Below are 17470 nucleotides of genomic sequence, written 5' to 3'. Positions count from 1 at the left end.
ACAAAAAAATTATGCGGCAAAACGCGTGATCACCCCATGGGACGTGATCTGAAATAACCGTTCCTTCAATGTTAAGCGTGTTTGGGTTCATCACATTCCGCTCACTTTTGCCGTGTGGTGCAAAGTTTCGAAACTTTTAGGACATAATCGGCAAATACTCTCAACAACGACGTTGGCAGTAGTTACCCGGCGCCCGCCCGGTTACCCATCGGTCGGCACCAACATGGAGGTCCCGTGCAGCCCACACATACGGCTCAGAGATACATACCCAGGATGCTCGCCATCCTGTTCGTGACACTTCTCGCAGCCTTCACTATGGCCACCTTCTCGGTGAGTAGCGCGCACGCCGATGAGGTCGGCACTGAGTACGACTTCACTCTCTCGGGCAACGTGAAGTTCAATGGCGAAGCCCTCGACGGCGTGGCCATTGCCGTCGACGGCAATGGCTACACGGCCGACACCGTGACGGATGCCGAGGGCAAGTGGGCGATCGGTGTTCCCGAGAAGGGCACCTACGAAGTAACCCTCGACGAGGAAACCCTGCCGAAGGGCGTCGTCGTCGCCAAGGGAGGTAACGTCATCGATACGGAATTCGGCCTGACCGATCGCAAGTCGGTCAACTTCTTCCTCGGTGAAGGCACCCGCAACACGGTCAGCTTCTTCGACCAGTTCGTCAACCGCTTCGTGAACGGTTTGAACTTTGGGCTGCTGCTCGCCCTCGCGGCGATCGGGGTCTCACTGATTTTCGGCACCACGGGTCTGAGCAACTTCGCGCACGCCGAGATGATCACCTTCGGCGCCCTGATGACCCTGGTCTTCTCGGTCAACCTCGGGCTACCGATCTGGCTCGCCATTCTGATCGCCATCGCGCTCAGCGGCATGCTGGGGTACGGCCTCGATGCGGTGCTCTGGAAACCGTTGCGGCGCAAGGGCGTCGCAGTGATCCCCCTCATGATCGTGAGCATCGGCCTGTCTCTCGCCCTGCGCTACCTGTACCAGTATTTCTTCGGCGGCAGCACAAGCCAGCTGCCCGGAGCGGGAATGACCGACATCAAGTTCGGTCCGATCTCGTTGTCACCGATCGACATGGCCAGCATGGGCATCAGCGTCGTGGTGCTGCTCGGCGTCGCCTACTTCCTGCTGCGCACCCGCATCGGAAAGGCCACCCGCGCTGTATCAGACAATCCCAGCCTCGCCTCGGCGAGTGGCATTGACGTCGACGGAGTGATCCGCATCGTCTGGGTGGTCGGAGCCGCCCTCGCTGGACTCAGCGGGGTGCTCTGGGCATACTTCCGCCCGGGCGTCAGCTGGGACATGGGATTCCAGATGCTGCTCCTGGTCTTTGCCGCTGTCACGCTGGGTGGCCTCGGCACCGCATTCGGTGCCCTCATCGGATCGATCGTGGTCGGCCTGTTCGTCGAGTTGTCGACCCTGTGGATTCCGTCCGACATGAAGTATGTCGGCGCACTTGTCGTTTTGATCCTGGTACTGCTGTTCCGGCCGCAAGGCATCCTGGGTCGCAAAGAGAGAATTGGTTAGGGGTTCACATGGACTGGGGAGCAATCTTTAGCAACGCTGCCGTCGAGCTGATCAGCCCGACCACTGCCGCCTACGCACTCGCCGCCCTCGGGCTCGCCGTGCACTTCGGTTACACCGGCCTGTTGAACTTCGGCCAGGCCGGGTTCATGGCTCTCGGAGCCTACGGCTACGCGATCTCGATTCTGACCTTCGGGTTTCCTGTCTGGGGCGCCTTCCTGGTCGGCGTGGGGGCATCCGTTGTCTTCGCGTTGATTCTGGGTATTCCCACCCTGCGACTGCGGGCGGACTACCTGGCCATCGTCACGATCGCGGCCGCCGAAATCGTGCGACTGTTGTTCACGACGAACACCTTCGCCTCGGTTACCGGTTCGGCCAACGGACTCAGCGGCTACAAGAACGAATTCGCAGCCCTCAACCCGCTTGCCGAGGGTAGCTACGGTTTCGGCCCGTTTGAGAACAACGCCTACGACACTTGGCTGCGCATTGTGGCGTGGTCGATTGTGATTCTCGCCGCCTTGCTGGTTTGGCAGGTCATGCGCAGCCCATGGGGCCGCGTCATCAAGGGCATCCGGGAAGACGAAGACGCCGTGCGAGCGCTCGGCAAGAACGTCTACGCCTACAAAATGCAGTCGCTCATTTTCGGCGGCGTGCTCGGCACCATCGCCGGCATGATCTTCGCCCTCCCGAGAGCGGTCGTTCCCTCGAACTACCAAACCACTCTGACCTTCTTCATCTACGCGATCCTGCTGCTTGGCGGGGCAGCGACGGTGCTCGGCCCGATCATCGGTTCGATGATCTTCTGGGTGCTCTTGTCGTTCTTCTCCGGTTTTGTCGCCCGAGCCGTGGAGGCGGGCTGGTTGCCGTTCATGACGGCCATCCAGGGTGGCCAGCTGCGCTTCATCCTGGTAGGAGTGGCGATTATGTTGATCGTCATCTTTAGACCGCAAGGCATTTTCGGCAATAAGAAGGAGTTGGCTTTTGTCCGCTAACGCTGGTCCTCAGGGTTCACCGGCTCCGCTCGAGCCGCCGGTACCCACCCAAAAACCGATCAAAACGACCGGCCTGCACATCGGCGAAGCCGAACCGGGCTGCGCCAAGGTCGACCCGATTCTCGTCGTCGACAATGTGCGGCGCACGTTCGGCGGCCTGACCGCCGTCGATGTCGCCCATGTCGAGGTTCCGCGCGGCGCGATCACCGCGCTGATCGGGCCCAATGGCGCCGGCAAGACGACCCTGTTCAATCTGCTAACCGGTTTCGACAAGCCCGACGACGGCAAGTGGACCTTCGACGGCCGCTCCCTCGCCGGTGTTCCGGCGTACCGGGTGGCTCGCATGGGCCAGATCCGCACCTTCCAGTTGACCAAGGCGCTCGGTCTGCTCACGGTCATGGACAATATGCTGCTCGGTGCCAAGGGCCAGACCGGCGAGAACATGTTCCGCGCGCTGATGCCGTTCCTCTGGCGCAATCAAGAGGAAGAGAACCGCGCCAAGGCGCTCGATCTGCTCACCCGGTTCAAGCTCGATACGAAGAAGGACGACTACGCGGCGAGCCTTTCCGGCGGCCAGCGCAAACTCCTCGAAATGGCGCGGGCACTCATGAGCGACCCAACCCTGGTGATGCTCGACGAGCCGATGGCCGGTGTCAACCCGGCCCTCACCCAGTCGCTGCTCGACCACATTCTCAACCTCAAGTCGCAGGGCATGACCGTTCTGTTCGTCGAGCACGACATGCACATGGTTCGGCACATCGCCGACTGGGTGATCGTGATGGCTGAGGGCAAGGTGGTCGCCGAAGGCGACCCGCACGAGGTCATGAAGAACCCGGCCGTGATCGACGCATACCTCGGCCAGCACCACGACGAAGACATCGGGGAAGACCTCGGCGCCGAGACCGAAAACGTGTCAGCCATTAAGGAGTTGCTCGATGACGAACGCTGAACCGCTGGCCGCCCCGGCCCCGACCGAGACTCGGGAAAAAGTAGTCGAGGTCAACAATGTCACCGCCGGCTACGTCACCGGCGTGAACATCCTCAACGCCTGCTCGCTCACCGCCTACGACGGTGAACTGATCGGCATCATCGGCCCGAACGGTGCCGGCAAGTCGACGTTGCTCAAGTCGATCTTCGGCCAGGTCAGGGTGCGCGACGGTGAGATCCTGCTGCGCGGCAAGAACATCACCAATCTCAAAGCCAACAAGCTCGTCGCACAGGGCGTCGGTTTCGTCCCGCAGAACAACAACGTGTTCCCCACGCTGACCATTCGCGAGAATCTCGAGATGGGCATCTTTCTCAAGCCCAAGGGGCTCGTCGAACGCCTTGCATTCGTCACCGAAATCTTTCCAGAGCTGGGCAAGCGCATGTCGCAACGCGCCGGATCGCTCTCCGGCGGTGAACGCCAGATGGTCGCGATGAGCCGCGCGCTCATGATGGGCCCGCACGTGCTGCTGCTCGACGAGCCGAGCGCCGGCCTCTCCCCCGTACGCCAGGACGAAGCCTTTCTGCGCGTGAAGGAGATCAACAAGGCCGGTGTTACCACGATCATGGTCGAGCAGAACGCGCGTCGCTGCCTGCAAATCTGCGACCGCGGCTACGTGCTCGACCAGGGCCGCGACGCCTACACCGGAACCGGCCGCGAGCTGCTGAACGACCCCAAGGTGATCGGCCTGTATCTGGGCACCCTCGGACAGGATTAGCGCCCCAGCCCTGCACCAACCAGAAGCGGCGTCCGAGATATTCTCGGGCGCCGCTTCTGTGTGCTCTCCCAGGCTCTGGCGAGCCGGATGCCGGGGGCATAGCCGGTGCATCCGCTCGGCCGGCCTTAGCCGGCCTCAGGAGCATGCAAAAGGGCCCCGACCAAAGCCGGGGCCCTTTCCTTCACGCGATAGAACCAGGTCGTGCGGTGGAGCTAGTTGGTGCGAACGTACGTGTTGTCGGCCTGGTACTCGTAGAGTCCGATGGTCGCTTCGGTCGGATCGCCGTTTTCATCGAACGTGATGGGACCGGAGAAGCCGTCGAAGTTGACCTGCTCTCCCGCTGCCAAGGCTTCGGCCGCCGCGGCGAAGTCGGTGACGGTAGTGCCGTCTCCGGTTCCGCCGGAGACCTGACGCAGGTAGCTGGCAATCGACTCACCGGAGACGTCGTTACCCGCGTAAGCGGCGAGGGCGATCAGCATCACGGCATCGTACGACTCCGCCGCGTAGCTGTAGTCGGTCAGCGCCGGATCGACCTCGAGCAGGCGCTCGGTGAAGTCACCGAGCGTGGCAGTGTCAAGGCCGGGCAGGGTGCCCTTGGAACCGGTGATGAGGTCGGCTGCGAAGTCGGCACTGTAGTCCTTCAGGTTGCCGTCGACGAAGTACAGCTTGTCACCAGCGAAACCACCGGCGACCAGGTCAGGAACGATGACCTTGGACTGGTCGAAGGTGATCAGAGCGATGGCGTCCGGCGCCTCAGCGGTGACCTCAGCGATCTGTGACGCGAAGTTGGACTCGCCCTCATTGAAGAGCGACTCGGCGACGATTTCTCCGCCGGCGGCTTCAAACGACGCGCGAGTGGCCTTGGCCAAGCCGGTTCCGTACGCATCGTTGAGCACGATGAGTCCGAGGGTGGCGTTGCCGTCGTCGGCGATCTGGTTGCCCAGCACCTCGCCCTGAAGCAGGTCAGACGGCGCGGTGCGCCAGTACAGGCCGTTGTCAGCGTAGGACGTGAAGTCCGGCGACGTGTTGGCCGGGGAGAACTGCACGACGCCGGCACCGGTGATCTGGTCGATCACGGTCTTGGACACACCCGAGGAGGCTGCACCGACAATCGCGGTGACGTCCTGCGACAGCAGGTCGGTCACGGAGACGGTGGCGGTGTCGGTCGTGGTATCGCCCGAGTCGCGGAAGATTGCTTCCACGGTGATGCCGAGCCCCGCCGCGTTGATGTCGTTGACAGCGAGCTGAACGCCGGCTTCTTCGGGCGGGCCGAGGAAGGCCAGTCCACCACTCTGCGGGAGGATGGTACCGATCTTCAGGGAAAGATCACGATCACCAGCCTCGACGGGCTTGAAGTCTGCGGCAACATCCGCAGTGGGGGCTGCTGATTCTACCGGCGCCGTAGCAGCGCCATTGCTGCAGCCGGTGAGCAAAAGGGCGCTCACGCCGATGAGGGCGACACCGGTAACGAGGGTACGAACGGAGCGGGAGGCCGAGGCCTTCGCGAAAACGCTCATGTTGCTCCTTGATTAATAAAGAGGGGTAAGACTGGTCAGCCGGTTGACTGCCGTGGTGTCAGAGTAGGCAATCAAGGGCCCAGAAACATACCCCCTGATGGGAGAACTTTGTAATGCGACCAAATCGTTACGAACGACGGCCGGTAATCCCTTGATAATCAACGATCTGCTTCTCCGTCAGGGCAAATACACACTCTCCCCAAGATGCGCACACGGCGGATCCAGAAACCACCTGGGGCCAGCCCGCTTCGAGCGAGGCACCACCATCGTCCCCGCTAATAACGGCGGCCAAGGCTGCCGTGACTACCCCGTCGTATGCTTCCGCACCGCCAGCCGTGGCGGTAAGCGCCGGGTCGGCGGTCTTCAGCCGCGCAGTGAACTCCTCGTCGGCGGCGAGCGGGGTTCCCCCGTTGGCAAAGTCAATGAGGGCCACGATGGCGGCGTTGCCAACGGCGCTTTCAGCATCCGCTGGCAACGCTGTCGTTGCGTCCCACAGCACCAGGTCTACGCCGCGCGCCGCGAGGTCGGCGTAGGCGGCGGCGAGGTCGCTGGCGGAGTTGCGGTGAATGAGCTGCACGGGTTGGGTGGGAATGGTCTGGTCGGCGAGGATGTCGCGCACGGCGATTTCGGTGCCGGCCACCTGGGCCGCGCCGCTCGCGGCATTAGCACCGGTCATGGGAAACAGCGTGCCGATGCTCAGCGTGCCGTCGCCGATCGGGCTGGTGCTAGCGACTGGAGTTGGGGTCGTGCTCTGCTTTGCCGCCGGCGCAGCGGCACAGCCGGCCAGGGCCAGGGCAAGGAGCAAGACGGCGGCGATCATGGGGCGACGGGGCATGTGGATCCTCTGGTACTGACGGGGGGTGGCGCAAGCTGTTGGTCCAGCGTATCGGCTGGCCGGCGCGGGCCGGATCGAGGGAGCTTGGCCGGCTTGAGGGAGCTAGGCCGGTTCGAGGGAACTGCGCCGGGGAGTGCGGCCGGACGCCACCATGTCGACCGTCAAAATGATCAGGGCGACCCAGACCAGGCCGAAGCCGACCCAGCGTTCGAACGGCATCGTCTCGCCCAGAATGAACACACCCACGAGGAACTGCAGCACCGGTGCCACGAATTGAATGAGCCCGAGCACGGTCAGCGGCAGGCGCCGCGCGGCCGCGGCGAACAACAGCAGCGGTACCGCCGTGATGACGCCGGCCGCGAGCAGGCCTGCTGTATGCCAGGGCGACACCGTGCCGAAGGTGAGCCCGGAGAGTCCCGAGACGACAACGAGTTGCACGATGGCGACCGGGGCCAGCCACGCGGTTTCAAGGGTGAGGCCGGTGACGGCATCCACGCTCGGACCGACGCGCTTTTTGATCAGACCGTACAGCCCGAAGGAAAACGCGAGAATGAGCGAGATCCATGGCAGTGATCCGTATCCGACGGCGAGAACGACGACGGCGACAAAGCTGATTACAATGGCCACCCACTGCAGCCGACGCAAGTGTTCCCGCAGCACGAAAACACCGAGCAACACGGTAACGATCGGATTGATGAAGTAGCCAAGGGCCGCTTCGACAACGTGTCCGGTGGTCGCGGCGATCACGTAGGTCTGCCAGTTGATGAAAATAAAAACCCCGGCCAGGCCCATGGTCCAAACCAGGCGCCGCTGCCGCAGGGCTCGCCCGAGCACCGTCCAGGTGCGGGTGACCGTGATGATCAGAACGCAAAAGACGAGCGAGAACAGCACCCGCCAGGCCACGATTTCAAACGCGCCGGAGGGTGCGAGCAGTAGAAAGTAGAGCGGCAGCACACCCCAGAGAGCGTAGGAGAGACCGCCAAAGATGAGGCCGGTACGGTGCGTGGACTGGGCCGTCGTGCGGGCCGATGCGGCAGCATCCGTCATGATCTTCTCCTGCGGAACAGAAAGTGCGCAAACAAAAACTCCCGAACGGCTATGCCATTCGGGAGTTTCAGTCTAGAGACTAGGAACGAAGAGAACTACCTAGCGTACGACGACGGCGAGCACGTCGCGAGCGGAGAGAACCAAAAGGTCATCGCCACCGAACTTGACCTCGGTTCCGCCGTACTTGGAGTAGATCACCTTGTCGCCGACGGCGATGTCGAGGGGGACGCGGTTGCCGTTGTCGTCAATGCGGCCGGGGCCGACTGCAACAACTTCGCCCTCCTGGGGCTTTTCCTTCGCGGTGTCAGGAATGACCAGACCTGATGCGGTGGTCTGCTCGGCATCGACCTGCTTGATGACGATGCGATCCTCGAGCGGCTTGATGGAGACCGACACGGTTGACCTCTTTCTAAGATTTGGGTTAGCAGACTCACAGCGAGAGTGCCAAGTGAAGTTTAGGGGGCTTCTGGCACTCACGCAACGTGAGTGCCAGATGGGGGTCATTTTGGTAGCGTTGCAGCATGGATAGAACCGAACTCGTCGAGCTGCTTTCCCCCGCGAGTTTGCGACTACTGGACTCCCTGCCGCCCTACGACGGCAGCGGTGATGTGCTGAAGCTCGTGAGCGATCTGCGCAAGGCGGGCCACGCCGCCGGGCTCGTGTCGGCCGTGCTTAGCCAGTCCCGGCTGCGAGCGAAAGCCACACTCAAGTTCGGTGAATTTGCCGCGCGGATGCTGTTCACCGAGGCTGGCCTGGAACAGGCGACACGATTGCGGGTCGCCGCGCTGCACGCCGGCCGGTTCGCCGGGCTGGGTACAGCTCTCGGTCACCCACCGCGGGTCGCCGACCTCGGCTGCGGCATCGGCGGCGACGCCATGGCCCTCGCCGCCCTGGACTTGCCGGTCGTCGCCATCGACGCCGATGAGGTCACGGCGACCGTCGCGAGCTTCAACCTCGCACCGTTTCCCAACGCCTCTGCCCTGCAGGCCGACGCGGAGACGTTTGACCTCGGCGGTTTCGACGCGGTCTGGCTCGACCCGGCGCGCCGCACGAGCGGACACAGCAATACGACGCGGCTGACCCGCTCCGAGGACTACTCCCCCTCACTCGACTTCGCATACCTGCTGGCCACCCGCTTGCCGCTCGGGATGAAGCTCGGGCCCGGTCATGACCGCGATCAGATTCCAGTCGACGCGGAGGCCCAATGGGTGTCGGTGGATGGCCAGCTGGTGGAGATGGGGCTCTGGTTTGGCGCACTCGCGCGCCCCGGCATCCGTCGATCGGCACTGCTCTTAACTCCCGACGGCACGCACGAACTGACGGCTCCCGAAGACAGTGCAGACGTTGAAGCGGGCACCCTCGGAAATTACGTATATGAACCCGACGGCGCGGTGATTCGAGCGCGGCTCATCGGTGATCTGGCCCGCTCGCTGGACGCTCACATGTTGAGCGAGGGCATCGCCTACCTGACCAACGACATGCTCACTCCAACACCGTTCGCGAGCGCATTCCGGGTGCTTGAGACCCTGCCCTTCGACGAGAAGAAGCTACGGCTGGCGCTGCTCGAGCGACGGATTGGCACCCTCGAAATCAAAAAGCGCGGCGTCGACGTGGATCCGGCGACGTTGCGTACTCGGCTCAAGCTCAAGGGACCCGAGTCTGCGACCCTGATTCTGACGCGGGCGGCCGGGCATCGCGTTGCGCTGCTCGTGGAGCGCGTGCGCTAGCAGGCGAGTTGCGTGCCACCGGCGAAGCTTCGAAGTTCGGTGCGCGGCCGCCCTAAAGCAGGGGCAGTACGGTCTGACTGATGTAGACGATCCAGCCGGCCGCGAGTAGAACCCCAACGAGACCGCTCACGAGACCACTGAGCCAGAGAGTGCGCGCCCGGTTCTCGGTGTTGCGCGCGATCAGCGCGAGGGTGATGGCGATGAGCGCCAGGGGCAGACCGAACACCCCAATCACTCCCAGGCCGAGCCCGGCCAGGCCACAACTCACCGCGGCGATCGAGAGCCGGCGGCGGCCGGTGATGCGCTCCACCTCCGCCGCGGTGTAGATGTACGGCACGAACTCGGTCGGAGCGGTAACCGTAGACGCCCAGTCGAGCTGGCTGCCAGGCGGCGCGGGAGCGCGCGTGTAGCCCAGCTGCGCCGAGACGTCATCGTGCTGGTGGGGTATCGTCATGGCTGTCCTCTGGCCGCGAATCGCAGGCGATCAGCTCGTTGGGATCGACCCGGAGTCGGTCGAAACGTGCCTGGCGGCCCCGGACGGGGCCAGCGCGGCGTCGCTATGGGTAGTAGCCCGCGCCCGTGGAGGCCGCGGCGATCACCAAGGCGATCATGGTTATAGCGAGAATGGTGCCGCCGACCAGTCCAACGTAACCGAGGATGGTCCCCCAGAGAGCGAGCCCGTGTCCCTTTTCGCCGGTTTTCTTGATCTGGCTCAGAGCGATGTGGCCGGTGATGATACCGACAACGGAGATGAGGAGGATCGAGGTAACGAGCGAAATGATCGACAGTACGTTGTATTTGTCCTGCGGGTTCTGCTGGCCGTACGGATTCTGGCCGTAGGCCGGCGGCTGGCCATACGCGGCCGGCTGACCGTAAACCGGAGCCTGCCCGTATGCCGGCGCTTCCGGGCCTCCCGGCGCCTGGTAGCTTGGCGCGGCCGGGTAGGACGGTGCGGCCGGAGCTTCGTGGGCTGGGGGCGCGCTGGGACCGGTCGGCCTGGAGCTCGTCGGGTCGCTGCTGGCCGGCGTGCTGCTGGTCGGATCGTTGCGCGTCGGATTGGCGGGGGGCTGGGTGGGATCAGACATCTGCGTTCTCCTTTGTGCGGGAAATTTGGGGTCGCTGAGCCAGAATATCGCGTGAGCCTGCAAGTCGGTGACTTTCGGGGCGGGTCATACCTGAATCTGGTCGACCGGCAGGGTGGAATCGGCGCCAAATTCAAGTGTTGAAGGCTCGTGCCCGGCCATGATGAGCTGCGCGCCCAGGGCGGCGATCATGGCGCCGTTGTCGGTGCACAGAGACAGGGGCGGGATACGCAGGGCGATGCCGGCGGCATCCGTTCTCTCGGTGGCTACGTGACGCAGCCGATGATTAGCGATGACACCGCCGCCGAGCAGCAGCCGAGGCACGCCGTAGTCGGCGCAGGCCGCAAGAGCCTTGGTGAGCAGAATATCGACGACTGCCTCGCGAAAACTCGCCGCGACGTCAGCCGTTGGTACCGGCTCGCCGGCATCCTGACGCTGTTCAACGAAGCGGGCGACCGACGTTTTCAGCCCCGAAAAAGAGAAATCGTAGCGGTGCGCGGCCATGTCCTTGGGCTGGCTGAGCCCGCGCGGAAAGCGAATGGCCTTCGGGTTGCCGTCGGCGGCGACCCGATCGATCTGCGGTCCGCCTGGATAGGGCAGCGACAGCAGCCTGGCCACCTTGTCGAAGGCCTCGCCAGCGGCATCATCGATGGTCTCGCCGAGAAGTTCGACGTCGCTGACCAGGTCGCGCACCAGCAGCAGCGAGGTATGTCCGCCGGAGACCAGCAGCGCGATCGTCGGGTACTCCAGAGGTTCGGTGTCGCTGGCGTCGATGTCGCTGCGCAGCAGGTCGGCCCCAACGTGGCCGACCAGGTGGTTGACCGCGTAGATGGGCTTGTCGAGCGCAACGGCGAGCGCCTTCGCGGCGCCGACGCCGACCATCAGAGCGCCGGAGAGTCCCGGCCCGCACGTGACGGCGATGGCGTCCAGGTCGGCCAAGCGGATACCGGCCTCGGCGACGGCCGCGTTGATGGCTGGCACGAGTTCATCGAGGTGGGCGCGGGCCGCGATCTCCGGTACGACGCCGCCGTAGCGGGCGTGTTCGTCCATCGAGCTCGCAATGGTATTGGACAGCAGAGTGGTTCCGCGCACGATGCCGATGCCGGTTTCGTCGCAGGAGGTCTCGATGCCGAGCACGAGGGGGTCGGTGCGGTTCATACTGGCACGGTTGCTGTTGGAGAAGTGAGCATAGATTCCAGTTCGGGAATATTCAGGCGCATGACGATGGCGTCGACGTTGTCGGGCTGGTAGTAACCGCGGCGCACCCCGACCTCGATGAAACCGAGACGTTCGTACAGGCGCTGGGCCCCAGGGTTGTCGGCCCGCACCTCGAGAAAGATCAGCCGGGCGCCTCGCTTGCGGGCCTCGCTGATGAGCGCCTGCATGAGTACACGGCCGAGTCCGCGCCCGCGGGCCGAGTCGGCAACGGCGATGGTCTGAATGTCGCCCTCGGTAGCTCCCTGCGGCGCGAGCAATCCGGCGTACGCTTCAACGTTGCTCGGGTCATCGGGCGGAAAAGCGACGAGGTAATAGCAGGCCGGGTCGCCGAGGTCGCGCGCCATCATGGGCGCAGACCAGGCATCGTTCTCGAAGATGTTGACTTCGAGGTGCATGATGGCCGAGAGGTCGTGTTCATGCGCGCGGCGCAGCTGCCAGGTCATCGGCTTACCCGCTTGGGGCCGGCAGAGAGCGTGACATCGGGCGAGCGCAGGTAGAGCGGCTCATCGGGTGCGAACGAACGGTGGTGCGAGTGGGTCAGCTCGGCGACCATACCGAGTTCCCCAGCCGAAACCGTGGCAGCGTCGAGGCGGTTCCAGCCCGCGTGCAGCCAGTTCGGGTCGTCGAGCTCGGCCGGCTTGGCCAGACCGGGTGGGCCCACACGCACGGGCAGGCCCGTGGCATCCGCTTGGGAATAGGCGCTCCAGTAGACTTCACGGCGCCGGGCGTCGGTGACGACCACGAGCGGGCCGTGATGGCCACGGAGGTAGTGGCCATAGGCGATGGCGTCGTGGCTGATCACCGGCACGAGCGGCCTGCCGGCGCCGAGAGCGAAGACGCGGGCCGAGGCGATGCCGACGCGCAGGCCGGTGAACGGGCCTGGGCCCATACCGCCGACCACTCCGGAGAGCGTTTCGGGCGAAATGTTCGCCTCCCGGAGACACTCCAGAATGAAGGGGCCGACAATTTCGGCGTGACGCATCGTGTCGGCTTCGGCGCGTTCGGCGATCACGCCACGGTGGAGGTCGACGACGGCTACGCTCGTGCCGGCGGAGGTATCGATGGCAAGTAGCACCAGTTCAGCCTAGGCGCTGCGGCGGGCGTCCGGGCGCGGAGCGTTCACGTCAGAAAGAGCACGACGGCGGCCGTCAGTGCAACGACCACGAGGATCGTGCGCAACACCGGGGCCGAGAGGCGCCGACCGATACGGGCACCGATCCAGCCGCCGAAGGCAGACCCCACGCCGATCAACAGGGCGATCACCCAGTCCACGGTTCCGCTCGAGATGAAAATGATCGCCGACACGAGGTTGGCCATTCCGGCCAGAACGTTCTTGGCTCCGTTGGCCCGGTGGATGTCGGTGGACCAGAGGATTCCCAGCAGGGCCAGGAGCACCACGCCCTGGGCGGCTCCGAAGTATCCCCCGTAAACCCCCGTGCCGAGAATGCCGAGTACTAAACCAAACGTGATCGGGCGTGTGTCGGTGATGGTTCCTTCGGGCGCTTTGCGCCGAACGTACCGTGCCACTCGAGGCTGCACCGCCGAGAGCACTGCGGCCAACAGCAAGAGGAACGGAACGACCGCCGAAAAGGCCTCCTGCGGCAGGATCAGCAGCAGCAAGCCTCCGGTCACGCCACCCACAGCGGAAAACACGGCCATCCAGGCCACCGGCCGCCACTGTGACTTAAGTTCCCGCCGGTACCCGTAGGCACCCGCGACCGACCCGGGGACCAGACCAACGGTGTTCGACACGTTCGCGGTGATCGGCGGGACGCCCAGGGCCAGCAGCGTAGGAAAAGTGATCAGGGTCCCCGCGCCGGCTACCACGTTGATGATGCCAGCGATGATTCCGGCGACCAGAATGATCGCGCCTTCAAGAAGAGTCATTTAGTGAGAGTCCCCTGTGTTCGAGTGTTCAACGGGTACGGCGCCGACAGCGGCACCGACGGACACGCTAGACCAACGCCAGACGAGCCCAACGGGGGCCGTGACCGGCCAGGGTCACGGTACGCGGCTCATCCAGGTCGTGATCCAGATCGAGAACGGATGCTGCAGCAACCGTTTCCGGCGTCACGAGCGCCCGGCCCTGCGGTCGCTCGATCTCAATGTCCAGCCAGGATTCGGTGATGCCATCGAGCAGGCCGCGACCCCACTCGACCACGACGATGGAGCGGGCGAAGTCGATGTCGAGATCGTCGAGTTCCATGGCGCTGCCGAGGCGGTAGGCGTCGACATGCACGAACGGCGGCCCGCCCACGAGACTCGGGTGCGTGCGAGCGAGCACGAAGGTGGGGCTGGTCACGGCGCCACGCACCCGCAGCCCCTCGCCGAGGCCGCGCGTCAGCGTGGTCTTGCCAGCCCCGAGCGGCCCGGTGAGCACGACGAGGTCACCGGCCCGCAGAATCCCCGCGAGGTTCACCCCGAGGCGGTGCATCGCCGCCGCATCCGCAATCGTGCGGTGCAGCTCAGCCATTGATGTGTCGCCGCGTCACCCGGGGCCCGATTCGCGTGACGATCTCATAGTTGATCGTGCCAGCGGCATCGGCCCAGTCGGTGGCGCTCGGCGCACCCGTAGCCGGGTCGCCGAACAGTACGACCTCGTCACCGACGGCCACGCCCGGGTTTTTGGAGCCGAGGTTCACGACAAACTGGTCCATCGCCACCCGGCCGACGAGGGGGTAGTTCTCGCCGTGGATATGCACAAGGGCCGCACCCGACGCCTGCCTGGGAATGCCGTCGGCATAGCCGAGCGGCACGAGCACGAGCGTGCAATCCTGCGGCGCGCGCCACAGGTAGTCGTAGGAGACACCGGCGCCGGCGCTGACCCGGCGCACGAGGGCTACCCGGCCGCGCAGGGTCATCGCCGGAATCAAGCCGAGATCGGCCGAGGTGGCGTCGTCGAAGGGAGACAGCCCGTAGATGGTGATGCCCAATCGCACCATGGTGAAGCGAGCGGCCGGCAGTCGCAGTGCCGCTGCGGACGATGCGAGGTGCACGAGCGTGGGGGTCAGCCCGGCCGCGCGGGCGGCGGCGACGCCGCGTTCGAAGCATTCGAGGGCCTGCTGGTCGTCGAACGCCGACGCGTTGGCGAGGTGGCTCATGACACCGTCGACGCGCAGCAGCCCGACCTGCTCGAGCGCGGCAGCGAGTGCGAAGACCTCCGCCCAGTCGTTTTCGTGCACGCCGTTCCGGCTGAGACCGGTTTCGAGTTTCAGATGAACGGATGCACTCCGGCCGAGTTCCTTGGCTGCATCCGCTGCCTGTTGCACCTGTTGCACTGAGGAGAGCCCGAGGGTGACATCGTCGTCGATCGCGGCGCTGAAATCGGCGTCGGGGTCGTGCAACCATGCCAGAATCGGTGCGTCAATTCCGGCGTCACGCAGGGCCAGTGCTTCGTCGATATCGGCGACGCCGAGCCAGTCGGCTCCGCCTGCGAGGGCAGCGCGCGCCACCGCCACAGCGCCATGACCGTAGGCGTTGGCTTTAACAACGGCCATGGCGTGCGGGGTGCCTGCGACAGCACGCAGATGGGCCATGTTGTGGCGGATGGCGGCGAGGTCGACCACCGCTTCGCGAAAACCGCTCACCGTTCCCCCTCGGCGACGACGAAGGCGCAGGCTACGCCCGCATCGTGCGTCATGGTGACGTGCACCCGGCTGATGCCACGCTCGGTCAGGGCCGCCAGGGCCGCCCCGCTGAGCTTAAACTCCGGATTGCCGTGCGGGTCGTTCACAATTTCCATCTCGTGCCAGGTGGCGCCCACACTGTCGCCGAGGGCCTTGATCAGGGCTTCCTTGGCGGCGAAACGCGCTGCCAGGGAGTGCACCGGCAGACCGCGTTCACTTTCCGCGAACAACCGCGGCACAAGGCGCGGCGTGCGCTCGACCTGGCGGACGAAGCGCGCCAGGTCGACCACGTCGACCCCAATGCCCTTGATCACTGCGCCGTCTCAACCAGCACTATTCGACCGTGACGGACTTCGCGAGGTTGCGCGGCTGGTCGACATCGAGGCCCTTGGCGATGGCGAGCTCCATGGCGAACATCTGCAGCGGCACCACGGCCAGCAGCGGCTCGAACAGGGGTGCCGCGAGCGGAATGTGAATGACGGTGTCGGCGAAAGGGAGTACCGCGGCGTCGCCGAGCTCGGCGATGGCGATGATGCGTGCACCGCGGGCGCGGATTTCCTGAATGTTGGAGACGACCTTGGGGTGCAGATGGGCTGAGCCGCGCGGGCTCGGCACGACGACGAAAACCGGCTGGCCGGGCTCGATCAGCGCGATCGGGCCGTGCTTGAGTTCACCGGCGGCGAAGCCTTCGGCATGGATGTAGGCGAGCTCCTTGAGTTTGAGCGCACCCTCCAGCGCGATCGGAAAGCCGACGTGGCGGCCGAGGAAGAGTACCGCGCGGGTGTGGCTCATCCGGTGAGCCAGCTGACGCACCTCGTCTTCTACGCCGAGAACGGTGGCGATTTTCTCCGGAATGGACTGCAGCTCGGCAACCTGCGTGGCCTGCTCGGCAGCACTGAGGCTGCCGCGTACCCGGGCGAGATGCAGGGCGAACAGGTAGAGAGCGGTGATCTGCGCTACGAAGGCCTTGGTCGACGCCACAGCAACCTCGGGCCCGGCGTGGGTGTAGATCACCGCGTCGCTCTCGCGCGGGATGGTTGCGCCCTGCGTGTTGCAGATGGAGATGGTCTTGGCACCGAGCGACATGGCGTACTTGACGGCCATGAGCGTGTCCATGGTTTCACCGGACTGGCTGATCGAGACCACCAGGGTGTCGTCGCTGAGCACCGGGTCGCGATAGCGGAACTCGTGGCTGAGCTCGACGTCCACCGGCACCTGCGCCCACTTTTCAATGGCGTATTTGGCCGTCTGACCCGCGTAGGCGGCGGTTCCGCAGGCGATGATCACGATACGACGGACGCCAGCGAGAACGTCGTCACCGAATTCGGTCAGCTCCGGGACGACGACCTGTTCGGCGGTGATGCGCCCGCGCAGGGTGTTAGCGACGGCATCAGGCTGCTCGGAGACTTCCTTCGCCATGAAGCTGGACCAGCCTCCCTTTTCACTGGCCGAGGCGTCCCAGGCGATGTCAAACTCTTCGGTCTCGACCGGGTTGCCGTCAAAGTCGGTGACCGTGACGGCATCCGCTGTAATGGTGACGATCTGGTCCTGGCCGATCGCGACGGCCCGGCGGGTGTATTCGACGAACGCGGCGACGTCGGAGCCGAGAAAGTTCTCGCCCTCGCCAAGTCCGATCACGAGCGGGGAGTTGCGGCGGGCGCCGACGACGATGCCGGGCTGGTCCTGGTGCACGGCCAGAAGGGTGAAGGCACCATCGAGGCGCGCCACGATGGTGCGGAATGCTTCGGCCAGATCGCCGACGCGCTGGTATTCGCGTCCGAGCAGTACTGCGGCGACCTCGGTGTCGGTCTCGCTCAGAAAGCTGAAGCCTTCGGCGAGCAGCTCATCGCGCAGCGGGGCGAAGTTCTCGATGATGCCATTGTGGATGAGGGCGAGCTTGTTGTTGTCGCCGAGGTGCGGGTGCGCGTTTTCGTCGTTCGGGCCACCGTGGGTAGCCCAGCGGGTATGACCGATGCCGGTCGTGCCGTCATTGATGGGGTGGGCCTTCAGCTCCCCAGTCAGGGCCGACAGCTTGCCGGCTTTCTTGGCTGTGTTGAGCACCCCAAATTCGTCGATGACGGCGATCCCCGCGGAATCGTACCCGCGATATTCGAGCCGTCCGAGCCCGCTCATGAGAACGTCAACGGTCTTGTTGCTTCCGACATAACCTACGATTCCGCACATAGT

The 17470-nt window shown here is 64.7% G+C and carries 19 protein-coding genes; 5 read left to right on the top strand and 14 right to left on the bottom strand.

Annotated features, from left to right (window positions below):
• The first annotated feature begins 273 nt into the window (after positions 1 to 273).
• Genes E3T39_RS09610 through E3T39_RS09595 form a run of 4 tightly spaced genes read left to right on the top strand, consistent with a single transcriptional unit; the run spans position 274 to position 4231 of the window.
• The gene (locus tag E3T39_RS09610; RefSeq protein WP_134514725.1) at positions 274 to 1539 is read left to right on the top strand and encodes a branched-chain amino acid ABC transporter permease; all 1266 of its coding nucleotides are present in this window, start codon (positions 274 to 276) and stop codon (positions 1537 to 1539) included.
• 8 nt (positions 1540 to 1547) lie between these two features.
• Positions 1548 to 2528 (top strand): branched-chain amino acid ABC transporter permease, encoded by a 981-nt coding sequence (locus tag E3T39_RS09605; RefSeq protein WP_134514723.1) that lies wholly within the window; start codon positions 1548 to 1550, stop codon positions 2526 to 2528.
• Between the two features lie 58 nt (positions 2529 to 2586).
• Positions 2587 to 3477, top strand: a complete 891-nt coding sequence (locus tag E3T39_RS09600; RefSeq protein WP_241979640.1) for an ABC transporter ATP-binding protein — start codon at positions 2587 to 2589, stop codon at positions 3475 to 3477.
• The gene (locus E3T39_RS09595; RefSeq protein WP_134514719.1) at positions 3464 to 4231 is read left to right on the top strand and encodes an ABC transporter ATP-binding protein; all 768 of its coding nucleotides are present in this window, start codon (positions 3464 to 3466) and stop codon (positions 4229 to 4231) included. The genes E3T39_RS09600 and E3T39_RS09595 overlap by 14 nt, the downstream gene beginning before the upstream one ends.
• A gap of 212 nt (positions 4232 to 4443) precedes the next feature.
• Here E3T39_RS09595 and E3T39_RS09590 read toward each other — a convergent pair whose 3' ends face one another.
• The 4 genes from E3T39_RS09590 to groES all read right to left on the bottom strand — a co-directional run bounded on the left by E3T39_RS09590 (position 4444) and on the right by groES (position 8026).
• Positions 4444 to 5748, bottom strand: a complete 1305-nt coding sequence (locus tag E3T39_RS09590) for an ABC transporter substrate-binding protein (protein ID WP_134514717.1) — start codon at positions 5746 to 5748, stop codon at positions 4444 to 4446.
• Positions 5749 to 5875: 127 nt separating this feature from the next.
• A complete protein-coding gene (locus E3T39_RS09585; RefSeq protein ID WP_134514715.1) occupies positions 5876 to 6583 on the bottom strand; it encodes a type 1 periplasmic-binding domain-containing protein in 708 nt (235 codons plus the stop codon).
• 102 nt (positions 6584 to 6685) lie between these two features.
• Positions 6686 to 7630 carry an EamA family transporter RarD gene (rarD, locus tag E3T39_RS09580; protein ID WP_134514713.1) on the bottom strand — a complete coding sequence of 315 codons (945 nt, stop codon included), beginning with the start codon at positions 7628 to 7630 and terminating at the stop codon, positions 6686 to 6688.
• 99 nt (positions 7631 to 7729) lie between these two features.
• The gene (groES, locus tag E3T39_RS09575) at positions 7730 to 8026 is read right to left on the bottom strand and encodes a co-chaperone GroES (RefSeq protein WP_092107311.1); all 297 of its coding nucleotides are present in this window, start codon (positions 8024 to 8026) and stop codon (positions 7730 to 7732) included.
• Between the two features lie 125 nt (positions 8027 to 8151).
• On the opposite strand from groES, the gene E3T39_RS09570 reads away from it, so the two are divergent.
• Positions 8152 to 9357: a class I SAM-dependent methyltransferase gene (locus E3T39_RS09570; RefSeq protein WP_134514711.1), complete on the top strand. Its 1206-nt coding sequence runs from the start codon at positions 8152 to 8154 to the stop codon at positions 9355 to 9357.
• Between the two features lie 52 nt (positions 9358 to 9409).
• Here the strand turns inward: E3T39_RS09570 and E3T39_RS09565 are convergent, their stop codons facing one another.
• The 10 genes from E3T39_RS09565 to glmS all read right to left on the bottom strand — a co-directional run bounded on the left by E3T39_RS09565 (position 9410) and on the right by glmS (position 17467).
• Positions 9410 to 9811 (bottom strand): hypothetical protein, encoded by a 402-nt coding sequence (locus E3T39_RS09565; RefSeq protein ID WP_134514709.1) that lies wholly within the window; start codon positions 9809 to 9811, stop codon positions 9410 to 9412.
• Positions 9812 to 9914: 103 nt separating this feature from the next.
• Positions 9915 to 10442, bottom strand: coding sequence for a DUF4190 domain-containing protein (locus tag E3T39_RS09560; protein WP_134514707.1), 528 nt, complete (start codon positions 10440 to 10442; stop codon positions 9915 to 9917).
• Positions 10443 to 10526: 84 nt separating this feature from the next.
• Entirely contained in the window at positions 10527 to 11597 is a 1071-nt protein-coding gene (gene tsaD / locus E3T39_RS09555; RefSeq protein WP_134514705.1) for a tRNA (adenosine(37)-N6)-threonylcarbamoyltransferase complex transferase subunit TsaD, read from the bottom strand.
• Positions 11594 to 12100: a ribosomal protein S18-alanine N-acetyltransferase gene (rimI, locus tag E3T39_RS09550; protein ID WP_134514703.1), complete on the bottom strand. Its 507-nt coding sequence runs from the start codon at positions 12098 to 12100 to the stop codon at positions 11594 to 11596. Before rimI ends, tsaD begins: the two co-directional genes overlap by 4 nt.
• Positions 12097 to 12732: a tRNA (adenosine(37)-N6)-threonylcarbamoyltransferase complex dimerization subunit type 1 TsaB gene (tsaB, locus tag E3T39_RS09545; protein WP_134514701.1), complete on the bottom strand. Its 636-nt coding sequence runs from the start codon at positions 12730 to 12732 to the stop codon at positions 12097 to 12099. The genes rimI and tsaB overlap by 4 nt, the downstream gene beginning before the upstream one ends.
• Positions 12733 to 12776: 44 nt before the next feature.
• The gene (locus E3T39_RS09540; protein ID WP_134514699.1) at positions 12777 to 13544 is read right to left on the bottom strand and encodes a sulfite exporter TauE/SafE family protein; all 768 of its coding nucleotides are present in this window, start codon (positions 13542 to 13544) and stop codon (positions 12777 to 12779) included.
• Between the two features lie 67 nt (positions 13545 to 13611).
• Positions 13612 to 14130, bottom strand: coding sequence for a tRNA (adenosine(37)-N6)-threonylcarbamoyltransferase complex ATPase subunit type 1 TsaE (gene tsaE, locus E3T39_RS09535; protein WP_198416116.1), 519 nt, complete (start codon positions 14128 to 14130; stop codon positions 13612 to 13614).
• The gene (alr, locus tag E3T39_RS09530; RefSeq protein ID WP_134514817.1) at positions 14123 to 15193 is read right to left on the bottom strand and encodes an alanine racemase; all 1071 of its coding nucleotides are present in this window, start codon (positions 15191 to 15193) and stop codon (positions 14123 to 14125) included. Before alr ends, tsaE begins: the two co-directional genes overlap by 8 nt.
• Positions 15194 to 15240: 47 nt before the next feature.
• Complete coding sequence (locus tag E3T39_RS09525; RefSeq protein WP_134514697.1) at positions 15241 to 15597, bottom strand: holo-ACP synthase; 357 nt, start codon at positions 15595 to 15597, stop codon at positions 15241 to 15243.
• Between the two features lie 19 nt (positions 15598 to 15616).
• Positions 15617 to 17467, bottom strand: coding sequence for a glutamine--fructose-6-phosphate transaminase (isomerizing) (gene glmS, locus E3T39_RS09520; RefSeq protein ID WP_134514695.1), 1851 nt, complete (start codon positions 17465 to 17467; stop codon positions 15617 to 15619).
• Positions 17468 to 17470: the final 3 nt, after the last annotated feature.

Source organism: Cryobacterium suzukii, assembly GCF_004403185.1.
Taxonomy (GTDB): Bacteria; Actinomycetota; Actinomycetes; order Actinomycetales; family Microbacteriaceae; genus Cryobacterium; species Cryobacterium suzukii.
The sequence above is the reverse complement of the archived record's forward strand: the minus strand, read 5'-3'. Positions and strand labels throughout refer to the sequence as shown.